The organism is Vibrio sp. A1-b2, from assembly GCF_021726015.1.
GTDB lineage: Bacteria > Pseudomonadota > Gammaproteobacteria > Enterobacterales > Vibrionaceae > Vibrio > Vibrio diazotrophicus.
On sequence record NZ_JAKKCI010000001.1, the window covers coordinates 41543 to 66161 of the forward strand.

Consider the following 24619-nt stretch of genomic DNA (forward strand, 5'->3'; position numbering starts at 1 on the left):
TTGACAGTAGTTTCTATCAAGGGCTGAAATGCGTCAAGTAATCTGTGTGCCTGTCGCGAGTTTTCTCTTATTTCACGGTCAACGCGGTGACTTTCGTAACGATTTGTTTGCGTATTGCGCTCAATTTTACAGCGCGATCTTTATGCCATGGTAACGGACGTAACAATGTCATTGCTTTTAAACCTAAACGTGCCGTTAAGATACCCACACCGATACCCTGTCCTGCACGCGCCGACACTTTGCCCGCTAAATCCATAGAAAGCAGATCCATACTGGCATCGATCACCAGTTCGCTTGCCCCTGCTGCGGCCATGTTAACCAATACAGATTTAAACAGTTTCAATCGTGACCAATACCCAAGCTCAACACCATACAACTGCGCAAGTTGATCAATCATGGTGAAGTTGCGCCAAGCCACCAGCAACATATCTGCAATCGCTAACGGACTTATCGCCACTAATGCAGCCGCTTCGGTTGAGAACTTAGACACAAGCTGAGTGGCTTTTTTATCTTGTTCGCTCACCACCATAGCATCATACATATCTAAAATTTCAGCATCGCTGTGACTGTCACTAACACTGTTTTTCCAGCGTTCATAAGCTGGCGACGTAGTCAGCACTCCACCTTGTTTTGCCAAAGACTCGCAAAACGCTTCACCCTGACCTACCACATCTTTGGTCATTAACACTTCCGCTTGCTCCTGAGTTGAAAAATGATTTCTCAACTTGCGGAGTTTCCAGAGCTCTCGACCTATCGCACCTAGTCCTAGCGATGCAAGCGTGGCGATAAATCCTGTCCAGCCAAGGCTTAACCAATCTGATGTTTGAACCGCCTGAATCACAGAGTCTATCGCCTGCCAAGTAACAAGGCCGCCAAAGCCTACTAATAAGCCGGAAGCCAACCAGCGACGACCGCGCTTAGGTCGGATAATTTGCTCTAGTTGCGTTTCAATATTGCTTTCTTCAATCTCAGCGACTGAAGGGACGAACTTCTCTTGTGCGGTAAACTGCTTTTGCGCAGTAAGTTCTACTTTGTCATTTTCTTTGTCTAACGACTGAGTGAAGACTTGTTTCGCTTTTAAATCGCTCATTGCAGCTTATCTCCAATCAAAGTATCCAACGCTTTGTCTACGCGAATATGCTGACAAGGCTCATCATGATTCATGCTCGCAGGTCGGAACGAAGTGAAATCGAAACGGCTCTTTTGCCAAAAATCAGGATTTGGCAACTTGTTAGGCACTTCTCCCGGATACAAAGTGAGCGACTCTCCTGCTTCAGTCAAACCCTGAATAGCCGGAACTCTACCTTCATTAGTATCAATATGACCGGATTTGGTTGCACGAACTGAGGCCATGCTAATGCAGCTCATCTCAATGTTTTCATACGCCGCTGACTGCCAAGCAGGATGAATCATCTGCTGAAGCAGCGACACTAAGTTCCCATATTGATCGGGGGTTATGTGGTCGGCTTTGGTGGCTGCAAACAGCACTTTATCGATCTTGGGAGAAAAGATGCGTTTCAATAAGCCATTTCTGCCATAGCGGAAGCTATGCATGATTTGTTCAAGCGCGCTGCGCATATCCATAAAAGATTCGTGACCATCATTCAGAGGGGAAAGGCAGTCGACCAGTACGATTTGACGATCAAATGTTGAGAAATGGTGTTTGTAGAAGGCTTTAATAACCTTGTTCTGATATTCCTCATAACGCTTTTTCAGCAGAGATAAAACACTTTGTTTATCAGCCTTGGTCGCAGCTTCAATATTTCGGCACGGGAAGAATTGCAGTACAGGAGCCCCTTCCAGCTCTCCAGGTAAGACAAATCTTCCCGGCTGAACCCAATGCAACCCAGACTCCTTACATTCGTGCAGATAGTCTGTATATAGCGAAGCAATGTGCGCGAGTGTTTTTTCATTCGCTTCTTCACTCAAATCGAGTTTGTCTAGCTCTTCAAGCCAAGGTTTCGCCAGTTCGGCTCTAACGCCATGCAAGGCATTGAATTGCTGTGCAGACCACGTAGCAAAATCCAGCTCAAGCATCGGCAAATCAAGCAGCCACTCACCCGGATAATCGATAATATCCAGATACAGAGTCGAAGTACTGCTCAATAACTTTTTGGTCCGTTTCTTAGTTTTGTACTTGATAGCTAAACGAATTTCACTCACATCGCGAGTTGGCACCGGCCACTCTGGTGGCATAGAGTGCAGTTGCGCCATTGCTTCGTCATAACCAAAACGCGGCACCATTAGGTTGGTTTGTGGGACACGTTTCGCGCCGATAATTCGCTTATCTCGCGCTGCGGCAAGCAGTGGCAAATTATCATGTGTGGACGTATGCAGCAGTTGATTCACCAACGACGTAATAAATGCGGTTTTGCCTGCACGGGATAGCCCCGTCACGGCTAATCTCACATGGGCATCTAAACCACGATTAATTAAGTCATTCACTTCTTGGCGAATTCGCTTCATTGACAGTCTCCCAGAAAATCTTTAGCGCATCATGACGTTGTTAATCTTAATACGAGATGAATAAAAAAGCCCCTGAATAAAATCAGAGGCTTAGTATTCGTTTTTAAACGGTTAATCTTCTTCAATCAGCTTGTAGATAACAAACAGTGCGATTTCCAACATCACGAACAGCACGCAGGTAATCGTTACGTACTTATCATCAAAGATACTGATCCCATGAAGAATAAGGTCGTAGCCCACAAAAGCACCGATAACCACGGCTATGAGGATCTGAAGAATTTTTATAAAGCGAGGCATCATGCTCTCCTGACGTTTCAATAAGTTAACAAGCTAATAATTATTAAAGCATTATATAGACAAAAAGTGCCGCTTTCGCCGCACTTTTTGTGATTTATTGGTCAATATTATCTTTATTAAGAATTACTTGGCAGCTTCAGCGATTTTTACGCGCCAAGTATCCGGACCAGTTTGGTGTGCATTTGTACCTGTAGAATCAACTGCAACAGTTACTGGCATATCTTCCACTTCGAACTCGTAGATCGCTTCCATACCTAAGTCTTCAAAAGCAACCACACGAGCTTTCTTAATCGCTTTAGCAACAAGGTAAGCTGCGCCACCCACTGCCATCAGATAAACCGCTTTGTGTTTCTTAATCGATTCAACCGTTGCAGCGCCACGCTCTGCTTTACCAATCATGCCCATAATGCCTACTTCTTCCAGCATCATGTCAGTAAATTTATCCATACGCGTTGAGGTTGTTGGGCCAGCAGGACCAACCGCTTCATCACCTACAGCATCAACAGGGCCGACGTAGTAGATAAACTTATCTTTTAGATCGACACCTTCAGGTAACTTCTCACCATTTTGCAGCATGGTTTGAATACGCTTATGCGCAGCATCACGGCCTGTAAGGATCTTGCCTGAAAGCAGTACCGTTTCACCCGTTCTCCAAGACTGAACTTCTTCTGCCGTCACCGTATCTAAGTTAACTCGGCGAGTATTCGAACCAGCTTCCCAAGTGATTTGTGGCCAATCTTCTAACTTCGGTGGTGTTAGTTCCGCTGGGCCTGAACCGTCAAGGGTGAAATGTACGTGACGCGTTGCTGCACAGTTTGGAATCAAACATACAGGTTTAGAAGCTGCGTGTGTCGGCGCTGTTTTGATTTTAACGTCAACAACGGTTGTTAAACCGCCAAGACCTTGCGCACCGATACCCAATTTGTTTACACGGTTGAAGATATCAATACGCAGTTCTTCTTCCGCATTTTGTGGGCCACGAGCAATCAGCTCATGAATATCGATATGTTCCATCAAGGATTCTTTTGCCAGTACTGCCGCTTTCTCAGCCGTACCGCCGATACCAATACCTAGCATACCCGGAGGACACCAGCCAGCGCCCATTGTTGGCAATGTTTTCTCTACCCATTCTGCAATATCGTCAGACGGGTTAAGCATCACCATTTTGGTTTTGTTTTCACTACCGCCGCCTTTAGCCGCGATTTGAATTTCAACTTTATTACCCGGAACCATATTGATATGTACAACCGCTGGCGTGTTGTCTTTGGTGTTAATACGTTTACCAGCAGGATCCATCAAAACAGATGCACGTAGTGGGTTGTCCGGATTGGTGTATGCCTGACGAACACCTTCGTCCACCATTTGCTGAACCGTCATATCAGTAGAGTCCCACTGAACAGCCATACCAATGTTAACAAAGCACGTTACGATACCTGTGTCTTGACAGATAGGACGGTGGCCTTCTGCTGACATGCGAGAGTTAATCAAGATTTGCGCGATAGCATCTTTCGCAGCTTGGCTTTCTTCTTTGTTGTAGGCTTCTTCTAGGGCTTTGACAAAATCTAGCGGGTGATAGTAAGAAATGTATTGTAGAGCATCAGCTACACTACTGATTACGTCTTGTTGTCGAATTACCGTCATTGCTTGCCTCTTTTATTGTTATGCTTCCTTGAGCTTTAAAGAGCTTACCTTTGAATCAGAAAATTGCATGGAATTGGTGAGCCCATCAAGTGGCTTTATGATACTCTTGCTTTCCTCAACGCGCCATTCGGTGAACGGTCTCTTTGTCACAAATTACTAAAATGACAATTTATTAAAATGAATAACAACGAACAAAAAATCATTCAGTCAAAAGCACTTACCTATCATACGGATATTGCAACTCAACTGTTTTCAACGGTAGAAAATCATCCTTGGGCCATGCTGTTACGCTCGGCTTCTGAGACACATATCGACAGCCGCTACGACATTCTGGTGGCGAATCCAATAGCCACTCTCACAGCCACTGGTGAAGAAACCATCATCACTGAACCCTCTGGTGTAACTTCATCCTTAGAAGACCCATTTGCACTGCTCGCTACTTTGCAAAATCAGTATCTGCCTAAGCAAAGCTATAGTGAGAGCCTGCCATTTGTTGGCGGTGCAGTCGGCTATTTTTCATATGATTTAGGCCGCAGAGTCGAGAAACTCCCTACTCTTGCCAAGCACGATATCAATATGCCAGATATGGCGGTGGGTATTTATGAGTGGGCAATTGTGGTCGATCACCACAGCAAAACGGCTCAATGGGTTGGCGTAAACTTAGATCAGGCGCAGCAGTGGCTGGAAATGCAAGACAGCGACGCCCAAGACGCAAAAGCCAAACAAGCATTCTCTCTTACAACGGCTTGGCAATCGAACATGACACCGCAAAGCTACGCTGAAAAATTTGCGCAGGTTCAGGAATATTTGAAATCCGGAGATTGTTATCAGATCAACCTCGCACAGCGTTTCGAAGCTCAATATCAAGGCTCTGAATGGCAAGCGTACCTTAAGTTAGAAAACCACAACCAAGCACCCTTTTCTGCCTTTATTCGTACTGAAGACGGCGCAATTTTAAGTGTTTCGCCAGAGCGTTTTTTACAATTGCGTGGAGACGAAATCGAAACCAAACCGATTAAAGGCACCCGACCAAGAAGCCAAGATAAACAATTAGATGACGCTTTTGCATCAGAGCTTGCTCATGCTGAGAAAGACCAAGCCGAAAATCTGATGATTGTTGATTTGCTGCGTAATGACATTGGTCGTGTCGCGGCGCCGGGCTCTGTTCACGTACCTAAACTGTTCCATATTGAGAGCTTCCCAGCGGTTCACCATCTTGTCAGTACCATTCGTGCCAAGCTAGACAGCCAATATTCGGCTTGTGATCTACTCAAAGCAGGCTTTCCGGGCGGATCCATTACAGGGGCACCGAAAGTGCGTGCAATGGAAATCATCGAAGAACTCGAACCTCATCGTCGCAGCGCTTACTGTGGTTCGATTGGTTACATCAGCCGACACGGGCAAATGGACACTAGCATTACAATTCGCACCCTAGTTGCGCACAATCACAAAATCTATGCTTGGGCTGGTGGCGGTGTGGTTGCGGACAGCCAATGTGAATCAGAATTTCAGGAAACATTGGACAAACTGAGCAGAATTTTGCCTATATTAGAAAGATAAGTTGAACGCCAGATAAGCAGCTTCTTCATGAAATTGCTTATCTGGTTACCTTTTCTAATGTCATAGAAACAAAACAATTGAGTCAGTATGAAAGCAAGAACACCGCTCACGAAAACGGAACTAATACAGCGATTCCAACTTCATCAACCCGTTGATTATCATGTTGAATCAACGCGTCGCTATGACAAAATCCCAAGAGATTCACTACGCAAAGCATCTGTACTGATTGGATTTGTACAAAGAGAGCATGGGTTAAATATTGTTTTGACCAAACGCGCAGAACATCTCAAACATCACCCCGGTCAAATTAGCTTTCCGGGTGGAAAATACGAAGAAGGCGATCTGACGCTGTACAGAACAGCGATACGAGAGGCAGAAGAAGAAATCGGAATTACCGCTTCTGATATCGAAACCTTCGGTCAGTTGCCCGAAATCGTCACCATAACTAAGTTTTCAGTCACTCCTATCATGGCTTTTATCAATCCTGACTATCAGGCAACGATTGATCCCAACGAAGTTGAAGAGGTATTTGAAGTCCCCGCCGATCATTTGTTAGACAAAAACAAACTCTATTCGGGTATTTTTCAGGTCAAAAGTCAGCCGCATCGAATATTTGCCATCCCCTATCAGCGACATTTCATCTGGGGTATGACGGCGCAAATCATCCAAGCTTTGCAACGTCACATTAATATCTCTCACAAATAAGTCCATATCATTAACATTAGTAATGCTTTTTATTCGAGCACAAAGCGATAACAATTAATTAAACTCAAGCTTACTATTAGTTTTTCTAATCAAATACCTCAAAATAACTCATGTGTGGCACGTAAATTTCGTGATCTACTTGTTATTTTGAGTAAACAACTTATCTACAGAACTGTTGATGTGATTTATATCAACTATTTTTGCAACACAAACAAAGAGAATTGCGCCCGAAATTATTTTCCCATAAAAAATTGAGATATAAAAAATGAACACATCGATTGCTATCGAAAAATCAGAACAATCTTCTAATAAATGGACTTATCAAGATTTTGCATGGACTCTCTCACTTTTTGGTACAGCTGTAGGCGCAGGTGTACTTTTCCTTCCAATTAAAGCGGGTGCAGGTGGTTTTTGGCCATTAGTAATTCTGGCATTGATCGCAGCCCCAATGACATGGTTCGCTCACAAGAGCTTAGCTCGTTTTGTACTGTCAGCTAAAAACCCTGAAGCAGACATCACTGACACGGTAGAAGAACATTTCGGTAAAACTGGCGCAAACCTTATTACTTTCGCTTACTTTTTTGCTATTTACCCTATCGTTCTTATTTACGGCGTTGGTATCACTAACACGGTTGATTCATTCCTAGTAAACCAAGTAGGTATGGAATCTATACCTCGCTGGCTGCTATCTGGCTTATTGATCGCAGCAATGACTGCAGGTGTTTTATTTGGTAAAGAACTGATGCTGAAAGCAACTTCAGCAATGGTATACCCACTTGTAGCCATTCTACTGGCTCTGTCTTTCTACCTTATCCCTGAGTGGAACAGCTCTATGGTAGAAGTAGCACCTGATTGGTCTTCAATGCCTTCAATCATTTGGTTAGCAATCCCAATTATTGTGTTCTCTTTCAACCACAGCCCTATCATTTCTCAGTTCTCTAAAGAACAGCGTATGAAATACGGTGAAGAAGCAGTTCAGAAAACTGATTCAATCACTGGCGGCGCTGCTATGATGCTGATGGGTTTTGTTATGTTCTTTGTATTCTCTGTTGTTCTTTCTCTTTCTCCAGAGCAACTAGCAGAAGCAAAAGCACAGAACATTTCTGTATTGTCTTACCTAGCAAACATTCATGAATCACCGCTGATCTCTTACATGGGTCCACTGGTTGCTTTCGCTGCAATTACTTCTAGCTACTTCGGTCACTTCCTTGGTGCTCACGAAGGTCTGGTTGGTCTAATCAAATCTCGTTCACAATCACCAGTAAGCAAGATTGAAAAAACATCTCTATTGTTCATCGTTCTTACTACTTGGATCGTTGCAATTGTTAACCCAAGCATCCTAGGTATGATTGAAACAATGGGTGCACCAATGATTGCTGCTATCCTATTCTTAATGCCTGTGTTCGCAATGCATAAAGTTCCTGCGATGGCGAAGTACAAGACTTCAGCTCCTGTGCAAATTTTCACAGTTATTTGTGGTCTTGCAGCAATTAGTTCTGTAATCTACGGCGCGTTTTAATCCCAAACTTTGTAAAGTCCGATTAAACTAAAAATATAATAGTAATAAGCCTCCTTTTTACAGGAGGCTTAGTTTGAGGTAATCGCTATGATTAGTGTGTTTGATATCTATAAAATTGGCATCGGTCCTTCGAGCTCACATACAGTTGGACCAATGAAAGCCGGTAAACAATTTGTTGATGACTTAAGCGCAATGGATAAGCTACAAGACATCACCAAAATTACCGTGGACGTTTATGGATCATTATCGCTGACAGGGAAAGGTCACCATACAGATATTGCTATCATCATGGGCTTAGCAGGTAACACTCCTGAGCATGTTGATATCGACAGTATTCCAGGTTTTATTGAAAGCGTTCAGCAGACTGAACGTCTTCCTGTTGGTACGCACAATCATACCGTTGCTTTTCCACGTGAAGGTGGCATGGTTTTCCATAAGAGCTTCTTGTCTTTACACGAAAACGGCATGTCAATTCATGCGTGGAACGGTGACGAAGTTGTTTACAGTAAAACCTACTACTCTATCGGCGGTGGTTTTATTGTTGATGAAGAGCATTTCGGTCAAAAAGCAAAAACTGAAGTATCAGTTCCTTACCCGTTTAACTCTGCAGAAGAGCTTGTTAACCAGTGTAAAGAGAGCGGACTTTCTATCAGCACTCTAGTAATGGAGAATGAGAAAGCTCTTCATACTGATGTTGAAGTGAAAGAGTACTTCGCGAACATCTGGAGAACCATGCAAGAGTGTATGGAGCGTGGTATGGGTACTGAAGGTATTCTTCCAGGCCCACTACGTGTGCCTCGTCGTGCAGCAGCTCTACGCCAACAGCTTTTGACTTCGGAAAAAATCACTAACGACCCAATGGCCGTTGTTGACTGGGTAAACATGTACGCTTTCGCAGTGAATGAAGAAAACGCAGCGGGTGGTCGTGTGGTTACAGCACCAACTAACGGTGCATGTGGCATCATCCCAGCAGTACTTGCTTACTACGACAAGTTCATCCAAACAGTAACAGAGAAAGATTATACTCGTTACTTCGCAGCGTCTGGTGCTATCGGTGGTTTGTACAAGCAAAACGCTTCTATCTCTGGCGCTGAAGTAGGTTGCCAAGGCGAAGTTGGTGTGGCTTGTTCAATGGCTGCTGGTGGTCTAGCTGCACTGCTAGGTGGAAGCCCTGAGCAAGTGTGTATGGCCGCTGAAATTGCCATGGAGCACAACTTAGGTCTGACGTGTGACCCAGTAGCAGGACAAGTACAGGTACCATGTATCGAGCGTAACGGTATTGCTGCTGTGAAAGCAATCAACTCTACCCGTATGGCAATGCGCCGTTCTTCAGCACCACGTGTTTCTCTCGATAAAGTAATTGAAACCATGCTGGAAACAGGTAAAGACATGAACGCGAAATACCGTGAGACATCGCAAGGCGGTTTAGCGGTTAAAGTAATCTGCTAATCGTTAGTATCTGATCTCATTTACGAAAGCCTGATGATTTATTATTAGGCTTTTTTCTTTTCTTCAATTCAACTTCTTGACCTACCTTTACTTAGTTTTACTTTTTGAACGCTTGTTTAAAAAAGCGATTCGCTCAAAAATGGTTCTCATTACAGCTTTTCATCATTTGGAATCATTTAACCCACATGGCTATACGTATTACAACTAAAAAAGTCTTCGTCGTGCTTACTCTTATCGCAGGTATGAGTGGCGCTGGTTACTACTTTTATCCAAAAGAAGCACCACCAAGTTTCGTCACAGAAGCCGTACGAAGAGGCGATATTGAAAACACGGTCCTTGCCACTGGTATGTTGCAGGCCTCAAAACTGGTCGCAGTTGGTGCTCAAGTCTCGGGCCAAATCGAAAAGCTGGGAGTTAAGCTTGGTGATGAAATCAAACAAGGCGACTTAGTGGCTCAAATAGACAGCCTCACTCAGCAGAACAGCCTAAAAGAAGCCAATGCATCACTAAGCAAATTAAAAGCGCAAATCAGTGCGAAGCAAGCACAGATTCGTCAGGCACAATCAGAATATACACGTCAGAAATCGATGCTTGCGGATAGAGCCAGCTCCCAAGCTGACTATGAATCGGCACAAGCTACCCTGGCGGTTTACAAAGCAGAACTTGAACAGCTAAAAGCTGAGTTGGAGCAAGCGAAGATCAGTGTCGACAGCGCACAAGTTGACCTCGGCTACACCACAATTACCGCACCTATGGATGGCACCGTGGTTTATAGCGCCGTTGAAGAAGGTCAAACGGTTAACGCCAACCAAACTACCCCTACCATTATTGAACTGGCTCAGCTTGAGCGTATGACGGTTAAGGCTCAGATTTCAGAAGCAGACGTTGTGAACGTCAAATCGGGGCTGCCTGTTTATTTCACTATTTTGGGTAAACCCAACCATCAGTATCACGCGACTTTAAGAGCTATTGAACCGGGCCCTACTCTTATGGACGGTGATGACAGCGACCTTTCTGTCAGCAATGATGAAGCAATTTATTACCATGGCCTGTTCGAAGTGGATAACCCAGACAAGACGCTGCGTATCGGTATGACAGCGCAAGTATCCATTGTGTTGAACAGAGCTGATAACGCCTTATTGGTTCCCGCCCAAGTTGTGATTAAACAGCCGGGAAAAACACCACATTATCAAGTTCCGGTATTGGTTAACGGTCAGCAAGAAATGCGTGATGTGACTATTGGTATCAATAATAAAGTATTTACAGAAATAACGAGCGGACTAGAAGAAGGTGACCAGATTATCATTGGCACACCAAATTCCGCAGGCACTCGTTCAAGCCGTATAGGCCAATCGAGGATCTTTTAATGTCTCGTCCGCTACTCGAAATATCCCATATCTATCGTAGCTTTGCGGCTGGTGACGAAGAGCTAACGGTACTCAAAGACGTCAACCTCACTATTGAACGTGGTGAGATGGTTGCCATCGTCGGTACATCCGGCTCGGGTAAATCTACCTTGATGAACATCCTTGGTTGCCTTGACCAACCAAGCCGCGGCGACTACTGGATAAATGGTCGAAACACCTCACAGCTCGATTCCGATCAACTTGCTGAACTGCGTCGCGAACACTTTGGCTTTATCTTCCAACGTTACCACCTGCTGGGTGATTTAACCGCTGTCGGTAACGTTGAGATTCCTGCAATTTATGCAGGAAGCGATAAGAAAGCTCGTCAGGAACGTGCAGAAAAGCTACTCACTCGCCTTGGTCTTGCCGATCGTCTTGATCATAAACCTAGCCAATTGAGTGGTGGTCAACAACAGCGTGTATCTGTTGCCCGAGCACTGGTAAATGGCGGAGATGTGATACTGGCTGACGAACCGACGGGTGCGTTGGATAGTAAAAGCGGCGAAGAGATGATGATGCTGCTGCAAGAGCTACATCAACTTGGTCACACTATCATCATCGTGACACACGATTTGAAAGTCGCCCAGCACGCTGACCGAATTATTGAGATTAAAGACGGTGAAATATTGAGTGACACCGTCACTAAGAAAGAAGTCATTGCAGATAATGTTGACAGCGTAAAACATGCCCCAGCCAAGGACGTCCTTGAGAAAGGTCGTAATCTGTTCGACAACTTGTGGGAGGCGCTCAAAATGGCATTGGTGGCGATGTCCAACCACAGGTTAAGAACATTCCTGACAATGCTCGGTATTATTATCGGCATCGCTTCAGTGGTATCGGTGGTGGCGTTGGGCAATGGTTCGCAAAAAGCCATTCTAGAGAATATTTCTGCCATGGGGACAAACACCATTGATGTTATGCCAGGCACAGGTTTTGGTGACCGACGTTCAGGCAGGATCAGAACCTTAACTGCAGCCGATGCTGACGCACTGAAAAACATGCAGTTTGTCGATAGTGTGACACCGACACTGAGCACATCGGTCACTCTGAAATATGGCAACCAAGCGGTAACAGCGTCAGTTCAAGGTGTGGGTCCGGATTACTTCCGCGTCCGTGGCTATGAGCTAGCTGAAGGTCAGTATTGGGATGATTCCAGTGTCGCCAACATGGCTCAAGAAGCCGTGATTGATAACAATACTCTTAAGTCATTGTTCCCTGATAAAAACCCGATTGGTGAAGTTATTTTTGCCGGTAACCTACCCGTTCGAATCATAGGCATTACTAAAGCAAAAGAAAGTGCGTTCGGTAACAGCGATTCTTTGAACATTTGGGTTCCTTACACCACGGTGAGTGCGCGCATGGTTGGGCAGAACTATCTCAACCGAATCTCGGTGCGCGTCGATGACAACACACCAAGTGAAGCGGCAGAACAGGCAATTATCCAGCTGTTGAAAATGCGCCACGGTACAGAAGATTTCTTCACGATTAATACCGATACCATTCAACAGAATATTACTAAGACCACTGCAACCATGACCTTGCTAATTTCAGCTATTGCTGTGATTTCACTGATTGTCGGTGGTATTGGCGTTATGAACATTATGTTGGTTTCAGTAACAGAGCGAACACGTGAAATTGGCGTGCGTATGGCGGTGGGAGCAAGGCAAAGTGACATTCTTCGTCAGTTCTTAATTGAAGCAGTGTTGGTTTGTTTGTGTGGCGGTACCATAGGTATTGGTATGGCATATTTGATTGGCGTAGCGTTCGCCTCCTTTGGCAGTAGTTTTACTATGATTTATTCCACAACATCGATTGTTTCTGCATTTCTATGCTCCACCCTGATTGGTGTGCTGTTTGGCTATCTTCCTGCAAAGAATGCCGCACAGTTAAACCCAATTGACGCGTTATCTAGGGAGTAAGCCATGTTACGTCGATATAAATACTCCACACTTGCGCTGTGTGTCGTTCTGGCAACTGGCTGCGTAACCCGTTCAGAGTTTCCTGAGCCTGAAGTGCAAGTTCCTCAATCTTGGCAATCAACAAAGCAAACATCGAGCGAACATGTTTCAACAAATGAAAACGCGACACCAGTTATCAATCGCTGGTGGACCAGTTTTAACGATGAACAGCTCAATCAATTGGTTGAGAAAGTACTCGCAACCAACAGCGATTTGGCGATTGCTACACTGACACTAAAGCAAGCTCGTTTACAAGCCAACTTGGCTGGAAGAGATCTCTATCCTGACCTATCTGGCAATGTTTCTGCTGATGGTTCTCGTTATTTGGACAGTGGTGCTTCATCTGAAAGCTACCAAACAGACCTTTCAGTCAGCTACGAAGTGGATCTGTGGGGCAAGCTTTCAGCTGCCGCAGATGAGAGTGAATGGACCGCCCTTGCCAGCTTAGAAGAGCGTGAAGCGACAGCTCAGAGTTTAGTGGCAACCACAGCGCAGCTTTACTGGCAAATCGGCTACCTGAACCAGCGTATTGAACTGAGTAACAGTGATATTGCCGATGCGGCAGATACATTGAAGCAGGCACAGAGTCAGTTCAATAATGGCTCTGTCACCCGTTTAAATGTATTAGAAGCAGAACGAACCCTTGCGGGGCTAGAAGCAACGCATCGCGATTACTTGCAGCAGTTAACTGAAGCGCAGAATGCTTTTGCTATTTTGTTTGACCAAGCACCACAACAAATGCTGAAAGAGATTAAAGCACTGCCTGAAGGCGATTTACCTGAAATTGCGTCTGGTGTCCCAGCAGATGTATTGAGCCGTCGTCCTGATATCAAACAAGCACTCTATGAGCTCAAAGCAACATTTGCGGCTAAAGATTCAGCGGATGCTGCCTATTTCCCTACGCTAACTTTAACCGGAGCTCTGGGCGGTTCTTCAGAACAACTACGTAACTTGTTGAGCGATCCACTGGGTTCTATTGGTGCTGATTTGACCATGCCGTTCCTTAACTGGAACACTATGCAGATCAATCAAGATATCGCGCAAGTGAAATACGAATCAGCGATCATCTCGTATCGCAAAGCGCTCTATACTGCGTTTCAGGATGTGGATAATGCCCTATCTGCTCGTGAAAACTACCAGTATCAGGCGGAGAAACTGCAAAAGCAGTATGACAGCGCTGCAGCAGCAGCTCGTATTTATGCCAGTCAATATAAGTATGGTGCAATTAACATCACCACTTTGCTCGATGCTCAAGACAATGAGCGCAGTGCCAAAGCGTCACTGTTAGAGAATCGATACAACCAACTCGTCAATCTCACTACGATTTATCGAAGCCTAGGTGGAGATGATTTGGTACCTCAAGCAACTGCTGAAACTTCGCAGCCATAACAACGCTTTTGTAGAAGAAAATTGGCAATTCATAAAAAAGAGAAACGCTTTACAGTCGTTTCTCTTTTTTCTATCTGACTTCCCAACTGATTTTATGGAGCAGGGCTGTATAGCCTTGGTGAGCCCGAATGAGGCAGATGAATCAAGTTCAGATTGTTTCTTCTCGCCCATTCAACGGTTAATGCAGTTGGGGCAGATAAACACACCAGCGTAGAAAGCTTTGCTCTTACAGCTTTATGAATAAGCTCCAGACTGCAACGACTGGTCACTATTGCAAAGCCGCTTTTGATATTGAGCTGCTCTGATGCCATTGCACCAATCAGCTTATCCAGCGCATTGTGACGACCAATGTCCTCGCGGCAGAGCACAATCTCTCCTTTTGCATTGGCAAATAAAGCGGCATGCAGCGCGCCGGAAATTTTTGCCGCTTGCTGATGTTGAGAGATTCTCTCTCTCAACCCTTCAAACACTAACGGATTAGGTGGTGAGGATGAATCCAGTGGAGACAAATCGGGTAAAGCTTGTTCAAGAGCTGCAACTCCGCAGATACCACAACCGGTCGTGCCTGCCATATGACGACGTTGATTTTTCAGATTCCAAAAAGCGCGGTTACTGATTTCCACTTCTGCGAAGTGAGAGTCGCCCTGCCCGCCAATTTCTATGTCTCGAATTTCGCTAAAGCTACTCACAATGCCAGCACTAAGGCTAAATCCGCGAACGAAATCTTCAAGATGACCGGGGGTGACCATCATCACCGCTTGGTTGATACCGTTGTAACTGATCGCTAACGCAGACTCGCTGGCTAATGGAGCATCTAGTACTTCACTTTCTCCGGTTAACTCACGGTAGTAATGCGCACTCGGTGCAGCTGGCGCTTGGTTAAAATCATGCAGCTCACGGTAAGTTTGAGTATCTATCGAGCAGGACATCAAATCACCTCCATCACTTGCATGCGTGATTTAGACTTAGCAAACAGATGTTTCGCTTCAGCAAAGCACTGATCAACAAGCGCCGATGAGGGTTCTTGTTTACGTTTGAGTAAAACCAGAGGTGAATGAACCACCGCTTTCTCAATCGGGACGATACGCAGTTGTTCGTTGAGTTCTGCTAATCCAGAATTGAGCGGCATAATTGCACAGCAAAGTCCGCTGGTGACCGCTTGGATTAAGTGAAAGGTGGAATTACTTTCAATCACCGTTTGCGGTACAAGTCCCTTACTGCCAAAACTCAAATCGATGGAGTGACGATAATGCATCCCTTTTGACAGCAAGCCTAATGGAATGCTGCTTAAGGATTCCCACATCACAACGTCTTCAGCGAAGTCAAAATAACGATGGTCGTAAAGCACGCCTAAATCTGTTGAGCTCATTTCGACTACGTCAAAATAGCTCGTATTCACCTGATCGATGTAACACATACCCAAATCAAGCTGATTGCGATTGAGCTGGTCTATGATCTGCTCAGACGCCATAGACATAATCTGAAAACGTAACTCTGGATAGAGTTCTGACAGTGGCTTAATGAGCTGCATCGGGTTCTGGCTTGCCAAAGGAACCATACCTAATCTCAATGAACCGACCAACTGTCCTCGACAATTTGCCGCTTCAGCTTGTAGCCCATCGTGAGCAGCCAATACCGTTTTTGCCCAAGCAAGAATCCGGTCACCCGCCTCTGTAAATCCTTCAAATCGTTGACTTCTTGTGATGAGTTCAAGCTCTAACTCTTCTTCTAAACGTCTAATTCTCATCGACAATGTTGGCTGCGTGATATGACACAATGCCGCCGCCTGACCAAAATGCTTGGTCTGATCTAAGGCGATTAAATACTTAAGTTGTTTGATATCCATTGTCGATTACAAGACCTAAACCGTATGTGACAAGAGTGTTTTTTCAGCAAATGACGATCGAAAAAAAACACAGAAATAATTGATCTAAATCAAGATTATTCTTATCAAATACCAGGGTCAAATCTAAATTATCTATAGCGTGATAGATAACCGCTATCAAACAAACATCCGTCTGATAAGGCACCACAAGAACAATCGCCTTATTTTCAGCCAAATTATGTCTTCGTTAATATATGCGGTTTATCAGCAGCTATTCATTCGTTTTTTGCATTCATCATAGATTCTGTTTATCACTCAGTCGGTAATATCAATTGGACGCATATCTTGGGACACAATAATCTTTGATTTAGATCAAGACATGATATCAGTCGATCCAATCTGAAATTTAAAAGCAGTAAGCAGGACTCTTCTAAAACCATAATAAGCCGTATTACTACTTCCGCTTTATTCCCATATCGCGCCTGTTTTCACCGGTACTCCTGTTTGCTGTTGTTCCTGTTCGTGAGGAGTAAAGTCGTGAGTCAAAAAGAACATATTAAGCAATACAAAGGCCCTGCAGGTGGTTGGGGGGCGTTGAAAGCCGTCACGAAAAGTTTGTGGGGCAGCGAGAACGCCGTTAAGAACATTCGTACCATGCTCAAGACTAACCAAAATGGTGGCTTTGACTGCCCCGGTTGTGCTTGGGGAGAATCGCCGGAAAGCGGTAAAGTTAACTTCTGCGAAAACGGCGCAAAAGCGGTTAACTGGGAAGCCACCAATCGCGTGGTTGATCCAGAGTTTTTCGCCACTCACAGCGTTTCATCACTATTGAAACAAACAGACTATTGGCTTGAGTATCAGGGTCGCATTACGCATCCGATGAAATACGACTCAGCCAGCGATCAATACGTTCCAGTAAGCTGGGATGAGGCATTTCAGTTAGTTGCTAAACATCTCAATCAACTTGAATCACCGCATCAGGCTGAGTTTTATACCTCTGGTCGTGCAAGCAACGAAGCAGCGTTCTTATACCAGCTGTTCGTGCGTGCTTTCGGTACTAACAACTTTCCTGACTGCTCTAACATGTGCCATGAAGCAAGTGCAATTGGTATGAAGGACACCATTGGTGCTGGTAAAGGAACGGTGATTTTTGACGACTTTGCCAAAGCCGATGCGATTTTTGTGATTGGCCAGAATCCGGGAACCAACCACCCGAGAATGCTCGAACCTCTGCGTGAAGCAGTGAAGCGTGGCGCGCAAGTGATCTGCCTTAATCCGCTGAAAGAACGCGGTCTGGAACGATTTCAAAACCCGCAAGTACCAATTGAAATGCTCAGTAACGGTTCTAAGCCAACCAACACAGCGTACTTAAGACCTGCTCTCGGTGGTGATATGGCGGTATTTCGTGGTATCGCCAAATACTTGCTGCAATGGGAGCGTCAAGCGTTGGAAACCGGTGGTAAAGCTGTTTTTGATAGAGATTTCATCAACGACCATACCATTGGGATTGATGAATATTTAAAAGAAGTCGACGCGACCACATGGGAACATATCACAGAGCAATCTGGCCTTAAATTGAGCGAAATTGAGATGGTTGCCGATATGTATCGCCGTTCAGATCGTGTGATCATGTGCTGGGCTATGGGTTTGACTCAACATCGTCACTCAGTGCCAACCATTAAAGAAGTAGCGAACGTACAAATGTTACGAGGCAACGTGGGTAAACCGGGCGCTGGTCTGTCTCCCGTTCGCGGCCACAGTAACGTGCAAGGTGACCGCACTATGGGCATTGATGAAAAACCTTCAAAAGCCTTTCTTGATAACATTGAGCGCCGCTTCAACTTTAGTGTTCCACGTGAAGTTGGCCACAACACCGTCCAAGCGATTAAAGCGATGGAAGAACAGAAGTCGAAAGTTTTTATCGGCTTAGGAGGCAACTTCGCTCAAGCCACTCCGGATACTGAACGTACACATCTGGCGATGAAAAATTGCGACCTGACGGTTCATATCTCAACCAAGCTCAACCGCTCACATTTGGTGACAGGAAAAGATGCCCTTATCCTGCCATGTTTGGGGCGCACAGAGATTGATGTTCAAGCTCATGGCCCGCAAGGTGTGACCGTTGAAGATACCTTCAGCATGGTTCACATCTCCTACGGTCAGTTGAAACCTCGCTCGGAATATTTACGTTCAGAACCAGCCATAATTGCCGGAATTGCCCATGCGACACTCGGCTGCCACCCGATTGACTGGAACTGGGCAATTCAGGATTACGCACGTATCCGCGATTTGATTTCTGAGACTATTCCAGGTTTTACCGATTTCAATCAAAAACTGCGTAATCCAGGCGGCTTCCATCTTGTAAACTCAGCAGCAGAACGTAAATGGAATACCCCATCAGGTAAAGCACAGTTTAGTGACAGTCCGCTACCCAAACAGCTGATCAACGAGGCCGTCTTAGAGCAAGGCAACAAACCCGATTTGATATTGCAAACCATGCGTTCGCACGACCAATACAACACCACCCTTTATGGTTTGAACGACCGCTATCGCGGTGTGTTTGGTATGCGTGAAGTGCTGTTTGTCAATGAAGATGATATTGCCAAACTTGGATTTAAAAACGGTGACAAGGTGGATATGGTGTCGCTTTGGGAAGATGGCGTTACACGTAAAGTACAAGGCTTCACCTTAGTAGAGTACGATATTCCTAGAGGTCAGGCTGCCGCATATTATCCAGAAACTAATCCGCTTGTACCTTTGGATAGCTATGGCGAAAGAACCTTTACTCCAACGTCTAAGTTCATCGCAATCAAGCTTGAAAAAGCCTCTTCAGATGAAATTCAACGTTCTAAAGTCGAATAAAAGAATCTGTATTAGCAAACACAAAAAAACCACCCGACACTTCATGCATTATTTAGCGATATATAGTTAAACGATATAACGTTAAACGATGCAGAGTTAAGGTGGTTTTCTTTTTCAGCTTGAAGCGTCGACGAGTCAGCCGCTACAGAGCGAGTTAGGCTTCGCCAGTATAGATACACCCAGCGGTACAGGTTTCTTTGATTTCAACTTTGCTCAGCAAAGGCAAAGACGGTTTTAGCTGCTGCCAAATCCACTTCGCAAGAACTTCACTGGTCGGATTTTCTAACCCTTCAATATCATTCAGATAGTAGTGATCCAGTCTGTCATAGATAGGTTTGAATGCCGCTTTGATTTCTGCGAAATCCACTAACCACCCTGTATGCGGATCAACATCGCCAGCGACGTATAGGCGAACCAAAAATGAGTGTCCATGCAAACGGCCACACTTATGCCCTTCTGGCACATGCGGTAAGTGGTGCGCGGCTTCGAACATGAACTCTTTGTAAATTTCAGTCTTCATATTGGTGATCAGTCTATCAATCTGGCTAGTAAAAATGAGGCGCAATAGTAAGTAATCTGACACTAGGAAACAAGCGTAGGATCTCACTTTTCACTGCAATTTCAGTTTTAACAAAACAATAATTCGATGTCGAAATTATGGCAGCAGCGTCAAATTTCTGAGCACAGCATTTCTGTGTCACAAATATAAAATCCATATTTTGTATGTGGTCACAGTAACAAAAACACTCATTTTCCCTTTATTTTCTAACGTCTATATTCAGTTAAATAATATTTAATAACTCTATAACAATAAGACCATTATGAGCTCAACAATTACCTCCAAACTACTTCTGACGCTGGTGACAGTTTTCGCACTGGTTCTGGCTAGTTCAACCATTTATCAGTCCATTCAACAACGGGATTTGATTAACTCCGTCTTGGGTGAGCAACTGCACGATAAAGCAAGCAACTATTTCGATAGCCTCAATATGATGATGCTTACCGGCACTATGGCGCAGAAAGAAACACTGCGTCAAAAAGCCTTAGCGCAAGATGGTATTGAACAAGTGCGTGTTTTGCGCTCTGACTTAGTCAGTAAACTTTATGGCCCGGGTCAGGAAAACCAAACGCCTGTTGACGATATTGATAAACGTGCATTGAAAGGCGAATACATCTTAGAGCCGATAGAAGCGAGTTGGGGTAAAGGCATTGTTGTCGCTCTGCCGATGAAATCCAGCGAAAACTATCGCGGCACAAACTGTGTGGCTTGCCATATGGCGCCTGAGGGCGAAGTGTTGGGGGTTATCCGCCTTGAGTACAACCTAAGTCATATCAACAGCCTGATTAACCACAGAACACTGATTGGTGTCGGAATCATGGCTGCTATCGCTATTGTTGGCTTCTTGATTACACTCACGCTGATTAAGAGATTCATTGTAAGACCACTTCAGACAACCACACTGTTTATGAGTCAGGTCAGTAAAAGTAAAGATCTTTCACCGCGACTTGATAACGGCAAAAAGGACGAATTGGGGCAACTCGCTGCCTCAATTAACTCCCTTATGGACACCGTATCGGACAGCTTGCAACAAGTACAAACAACATCACACTCCCTCGCCTCTTCCGCTAATCAGTTAACGGGCGTCGCTCAGGTGACAGACAGAGCGGCAAATAATCAACAGAGTGAAACTTCTGATGTGCAATACAACATCGAAGAAATGCAGAATAAGCAGCACGAAGTTGAGTTGTCGACGGCGGACGCGGCTCAATTAGTCAAACACACAACGAATGTTGCCCAAACTAGTGCGAAACAAGCGCACTCTGCCAGCGAAGATATTAAAAACTTGGTTGGTGACATTGAAGATGTGAAAAACAAGATAGCGCAACTGAACAACCAAACTGGCGAAGTTTCTACCATTTTAGGTGTGATTAGAGGTATCGCTGAACAAACCAACCTACTTGCACTGAACGCGGCGATTGAAGCGGCACGAGCAGGCGAACAAGGTCGCGGATTTGCCGTGGTGGCTGACGAAGTTCGTAACCTTGCTTCGCGTACCGCAGAAGCGACGGGGAATATTGAGAAAATTATTGCTCAGTTCCAAAGAGAAAGCGAAGAGTCGATGGTTTCAGTAGATAGCGTCTGTTCAGAGGCTCATGCCCGCTCAAATGAAATTGAAGAACTCTCTTCCGCGATGACGAATGTTGTAGCTGAAATGAAGCAGGTTCTCGAGCACACTGAAAGTATTCAGCGCCAGACCCAGATGACTACGCAAGTAAGCCAGAATGTTCAGCAAAAAGTAGAAGTGATCGCACGCCACGCGCAAGACACTTCTCACTCTGCAACAGAAACGCGCGAAATCAGCTTAAATCTAGAGCAATTGTCACAACAACTGGAGTCTTTGCTCAATCAATTTACTCTTTCGCGTAAGAATTAACCACCAAAGTAAGATTAAAGGTTGAAGCTGACGAATTGACAGGTAATATGTCCCGTTGAATCAATAAGAATTCTATCCAACCCAATGAATCGTCTATTTAATAAACAACAATGACGAAAAAACACATTGGGTTGAATGTTTACCTCAATGGAGACTATATCAAACATGACTTACGCGCCTGTAACTGACGTACTTGGCGGCAAGCTAGCAGTAGACAGTGAAGTCACTGTACGCGGCTGGATCCGTACACGTCGTGATTCCAAAGCTGGAATCTCTTTCCTTGCCATTTATGACGGCTCTTGTTTCGACCCGATTCAGGCCGTGGTCCCAAATAATCTTAATAATTACGAAAACGAAGTATTAAAGCTAACAACTGGCTGCTCTGTTGAAGTAACAGGTAAGATTGTCGAGTCTCCAGCGTCTGGTCAAGATTTCGAACTTGCAGCAACTGAAGTTAAAGTTGTTGGCTGGGTTGAAGATGCTGAAACATACCCAATGGCAAAAACTCGTCACTCTATCGAGTACCTTCGTGAAGTGGCACACCTTCGTCCACGCACTAACGTAATCGGTGCTGTTGCTCGTGTACGTAACTCTCTTTCTCAAGCGATCCACCGTTTTTACCATGAGCAAGGTTACTTCTGGATGTCTGCTCCACTGATCACTGCTTCAGATGCAGAAGGTGCTGGTGAGATGTTCCGCGTATCTACGCTTGATATGGCGAACCTACCACTCGATGACAAAGGCAATGTGGACTACAACGAAGATTTCTTCGGCAAAGAAACATTCCTAACTGTATCTGGTCAGCTAAACGCAGAAGCCTACGCTTGTGCATTAAGCAAAGTGTACACTTTCGGCCCTACTTTCCGTGCTGAAAACTCAAACACTAGCCGCCACTTAGCCGAGTTCTGGATGGTTGAGCCAGAAGTTGCATTCGCAGAGTTGGATGACGTAGCAAAACTAGCAGAAGACATGCTGAAGTATGTATTCAAAGCGGTACTGGCTGAGCGTCGTGACGACCTTGAGTTCTTTGCTTCTCGTATCGACAAAGATGCGATCACTCGCCTAGAGCAGTTTGTACAATCTGACTTTGCACAAGTGGATTACACTGATGCAATTCAAATCCTTCTAGATTCTGGTCGTGAGTTCGAGTTCCCAGTTGAATGGGGTATCGATATGTCTTCTGAGCATGAGCGTTACCTAGCTGAAGAACACTTCAAAGCGCCTGTTATCGTTAAGAACTACCCGAAAGACATCAAAGCTTTCTACATGCGTCTGAATGATGACGGTAAGACAGTAGCAGCGATGGACGTTCTTGCACCGGGTATCGGTGAAATCATCGGTGGTTCTCAGCGTGAAGAACGTTTAGACGTTCTTGATGCACGTATGGTTGAAATGGGCATCGACCCAGAGCACATGAGCTGGTACCGCGACCTACGTCGTTACGGTACTGTACCTCACGCTGGTTTCGGTCTAGGTTTCGAGCGTCTTGTGTCTTACGTAACTGGTATGGGTAACGTACGTGACGTGATTCCATTCCCACGTACTCCTCGCTCAGCGAACTTCTAATCACTTTTTGGTGATACGTAATTAAAAAGACCTCCCTAGTGGAGGTCTTTTATTTTGTCTGGCACTCAAACTGGTTAACTTTCTTTTTGTTCGGCTTTCAACGCGTACTTTATACCTACAAAGCACAGACTAAAGATAACAAACGGAATAACCGCTGCGGTGTACTCAACCCACGCATATTGTGCAAATGATTTGGCCAAGATAAGGTGTGCAAACACAAGCAAGAAAGCACTAAATATCGCCACTATAATCAGTGTGAGTTCATGTTTTACCAACTGCTTTTTCATCATCGATCCTAACTAAGGGTTGTTATTACGCTGATTAAACCACATTAATAGATAGGTGAACCGATACAGTTGTTGTGATAAAAACCTAAACAGATGCTAGTCACTCAGCTAATTTTTTTGATGGTATTTTTCTCATACGCCATCAACAGATATTTAGGTGTCGAGTCATAAGTAGTCTTGAAACAGCTGTCACTTGAAAAATTATGTTCCATACTTTCAAAGGAATGACGAATTTTTTGGAGGAAGTTATGAAAGTTTTTAGAATGGAAGACCTCAACTACAACGGTATAAAAGATAACGTGCACAGTTGGGACCATCCTGAAGCTCCGGATCCCTATTATTGGCGCCCTGATTGGTTACATATTGCGGAAGATGCCTTGGGCTTACACCCGAAACAACCATTGGACGTCAAAGAAGGTCAGACACCGACTGAAGACGATGCAAAGAAAGCCATCGTTAAACACCTCAACGAAAATCAAAATTAGCCACTGTTGACGACTAAGTGCGTTGATGAAAAACCTCCTACTACGGAGGTTTTTCTCTATCTATGTGTTCAATTTTGTGAACTACAGAAGCTTTCCTTAAGATTTTTCCGCTTTCTTAAGTTTTCCTTAAGTTACTCCCTGCACTATCCACCTCACAAAGACACTGTTGTCCCCTATCAACTTACTGAACGAGTCGGTGTGCATTATGACAAAACTCGCTTTTGCTTCTTTTGCTGGATTACTTTTAATTCACACTTCAGTACATGCATTCACGAATGACCCGTTCGCAGACAGTGATTCTCCAATGCAGGCTTACTCAAACGTTGAGTACACGGCCTACACCTCAAACAAAACCAGCGGGTTAGATTTTTCATCAGTGGCAACCTCAACCTTAGTTGGGTATCTAGATGAAAATAGCGATAGCGACTTCTTACCTAATGCGGTTGCTGCAATCGCTCTTTCGGCAGGTCTACAGTACACGGTCGATACCCAAGTCAACGCAATTTCAGATGTAAAAATTGCCCCTTACTTTAATGGTAGCGAAACCGGCATTAGCCTTTCTTTTTCATTTCAATGATCACTATTAATCCGCTCCTGATTAAACATAACTGTTCACTGCATAGTTCTGTAATCGCCAACGACTTCCGTCAACAAATTGGTAACACTTTTCTGCTTCGTTTCCTGCAAAATACAATGGTCTTTTCATAAGAAAAGCGACCTTTAAGCATTAATCATCAGGCAAGTTAAATTATTTTGAAATTTTCTAAAC

General features: G+C 44.6%; 20 protein-coding genes. 12 read left to right on the forward strand and 8 right to left on the reverse strand.

Going from position 1 to position 24619, the window contains the following annotated elements:
* Positions 1-67 precede the first annotated feature (67 nt).
* The 4 genes from L3V23_RS00195 to L3V23_RS00210 form a co-directional block, all read right to left on the reverse strand.
* A complete protein-coding gene (locus tag L3V23_RS00195; protein WP_102965902.1) occupies positions 68-1090 on the reverse strand; it encodes a TIGR01620 family protein in 1023 nt (340 codons plus the stop codon).
* Positions 1087-2466 carry a YcjX family protein gene (locus tag L3V23_RS00200; protein WP_102965903.1) on the reverse strand — a complete coding sequence of 460 codons (1380 nt, stop codon included), beginning with the start codon at positions 2464-2466 and terminating at the stop codon, positions 1087-1089. The genes L3V23_RS00195 and L3V23_RS00200 overlap by 4 nt, the downstream gene beginning before the upstream one ends.
* 111 nt (positions 2467-2577) lie before the next feature.
* Positions 2578-2763: a hypothetical protein gene (locus L3V23_RS00205; protein WP_042487601.1), complete on the reverse strand. Its 186-nt coding sequence runs from the start codon at positions 2761-2763 to the stop codon at positions 2578-2580.
* 123 nt (positions 2764-2886) lie between these two features.
* Positions 2887-4404: a fumarate hydratase gene (locus tag L3V23_RS00210; RefSeq protein ID WP_042487602.1), complete on the reverse strand. Its 1518-nt coding sequence runs from the start codon at positions 4402-4404 to the stop codon at positions 2887-2889.
* A gap of 177 nt (positions 4405-4581) precedes the next feature.
* Between L3V23_RS00210 and pabB the strand changes: the two genes are divergently transcribed.
* The 7 genes from pabB to L3V23_RS00245 all read left to right on the forward strand — a co-directional run bounded on the left by pabB (position 4582) and on the right by L3V23_RS00245 (position 14390).
* Positions 4582-5964: an aminodeoxychorismate synthase component 1 gene (gene pabB / locus L3V23_RS00215; protein ID WP_102965904.1), complete on the forward strand. Its 1383-nt coding sequence runs from the start codon at positions 4582-4584 to the stop codon at positions 5962-5964.
* An 87-nt stretch (positions 5965-6051) separates the two neighbouring features.
* The gene (locus L3V23_RS00220; protein WP_042487608.1) at positions 6052-6669 is read left to right on the forward strand and encodes a CoA pyrophosphatase; all 618 of its coding nucleotides are present in this window, start codon (positions 6052-6054) and stop codon (positions 6667-6669) included.
* Positions 6670-6934: 265 nt separating this feature from the next.
* Entirely contained in the window at positions 6935-8188 is a 1254-nt protein-coding gene (locus tag L3V23_RS00225; protein ID WP_042487611.1) for an aromatic amino acid transport family protein, read from the forward strand.
* A gap of 87 nt (positions 8189-8275) precedes the next feature.
* Entirely contained in the window at positions 8276-9637 is a 1362-nt protein-coding gene (locus tag L3V23_RS00230) for an L-serine ammonia-lyase (RefSeq protein WP_042487614.1), read from the forward strand.
* Between the two features lie 185 nt (positions 9638-9822).
* Positions 9823-11004 (forward strand): efflux RND transporter periplasmic adaptor subunit, encoded by a 1182-nt coding sequence (locus L3V23_RS00235; RefSeq protein ID WP_102965905.1) that lies wholly within the window; start codon positions 9823-9825, stop codon positions 11002-11004.
* Positions 11004-12962 carry a MacB family efflux pump subunit gene (locus tag L3V23_RS00240; protein ID WP_102953097.1) on the forward strand — a complete coding sequence of 653 codons (1959 nt, stop codon included), beginning with the start codon at positions 11004-11006 and terminating at the stop codon, positions 12960-12962. Before L3V23_RS00235 ends, L3V23_RS00240 begins: the two co-directional genes overlap by 1 nt.
* Before the next feature lie 3 nt (positions 12963-12965).
* Positions 12966-14390 (forward strand): efflux transporter outer membrane subunit, encoded by a 1425-nt coding sequence (locus L3V23_RS00245; protein WP_102965906.1) that lies wholly within the window; start codon positions 12966-12968, stop codon positions 14388-14390.
* A 92-nt stretch (positions 14391-14482) separates the two neighbouring features.
* Here the strand turns inward: L3V23_RS00245 and fdhD are convergent, their stop codons facing one another.
* Together fdhD and L3V23_RS00255 are read right to left on the reverse strand one after the other, a co-directional pair.
* Positions 14483-15319 (reverse strand): formate dehydrogenase accessory sulfurtransferase FdhD, encoded by an 837-nt coding sequence (fdhD, locus tag L3V23_RS00250; RefSeq protein ID WP_102965907.1) that lies wholly within the window; start codon positions 15317-15319, stop codon positions 14483-14485.
* Positions 15319-16236 carry a LysR family transcriptional regulator gene (locus L3V23_RS00255; RefSeq protein WP_102965908.1) on the reverse strand — a complete coding sequence of 306 codons (918 nt, stop codon included), beginning with the start codon at positions 16234-16236 and terminating at the stop codon, positions 15319-15321. The genes fdhD and L3V23_RS00255 overlap by 1 nt, the downstream gene beginning before the upstream one ends.
* Positions 16237-16752: 516 nt before the next feature.
* On the opposite strand from L3V23_RS00255, the gene L3V23_RS00260 reads away from it, so the two are divergent.
* Positions 16753-19077 carry an FdhF/YdeP family oxidoreductase gene (locus tag L3V23_RS00260; RefSeq protein WP_237291774.1) on the forward strand — a complete coding sequence of 775 codons (2325 nt, stop codon included), beginning with the start codon at positions 16753-16755 and terminating at the stop codon, positions 19075-19077.
* 154 nt (positions 19078-19231) lie between these two features.
* Here L3V23_RS00260 and queD read toward each other — a convergent pair whose 3' ends face one another.
* Positions 19232-19597: a 6-carboxytetrahydropterin synthase QueD gene (gene queD / locus L3V23_RS00265; RefSeq protein WP_102942488.1), complete on the reverse strand. Its 366-nt coding sequence runs from the start codon at positions 19595-19597 to the stop codon at positions 19232-19234.
* 301 nt (positions 19598-19898) lie between these two features.
* On the opposite strand from queD, the gene L3V23_RS00270 reads away from it, so the two are divergent.
* The gene (locus L3V23_RS00270; protein WP_180981146.1) at positions 19899-21512 is read left to right on the forward strand and encodes a methyl-accepting chemotaxis protein; all 1614 of its coding nucleotides are present in this window, start codon (positions 19899-19901) and stop codon (positions 21510-21512) included.
* Between the two features lie 165 nt (positions 21513-21677).
* Positions 21678-23078 carry an asparagine--tRNA ligase gene (gene asnS / locus L3V23_RS00275; RefSeq protein WP_042487642.1) on the forward strand — a complete coding sequence of 467 codons (1401 nt, stop codon included), beginning with the start codon at positions 21678-21680 and terminating at the stop codon, positions 23076-23078.
* A gap of 74 nt (positions 23079-23152) precedes the next feature.
* Here the strand turns inward: asnS and L3V23_RS00280 are convergent, their stop codons facing one another.
* Entirely contained in the window at positions 23153-23365 is a 213-nt protein-coding gene (locus L3V23_RS00280; protein ID WP_102942487.1) for a hypothetical protein, read from the reverse strand.
* A gap of 248 nt (positions 23366-23613) precedes the next feature.
* Here L3V23_RS00280 and L3V23_RS00285 point away from each other — a divergent pair, with 248 nt between their 5' ends.
* A complete protein-coding gene (locus tag L3V23_RS00285) occupies positions 23614-23850 on the forward strand; it encodes a hypothetical protein (RefSeq protein ID WP_102965910.1) in 237 nt (78 codons plus the stop codon).
* A gap of 205 nt (positions 23851-24055) precedes the next feature.
* Complete coding sequence (locus tag L3V23_RS00290; protein ID WP_102965911.1) at positions 24056-24427, forward strand: hypothetical protein; 372 nt, start codon at positions 24056-24058, stop codon at positions 24425-24427.
* The last annotated feature ends 192 nt before the right edge of the window (positions 24428-24619 follow it).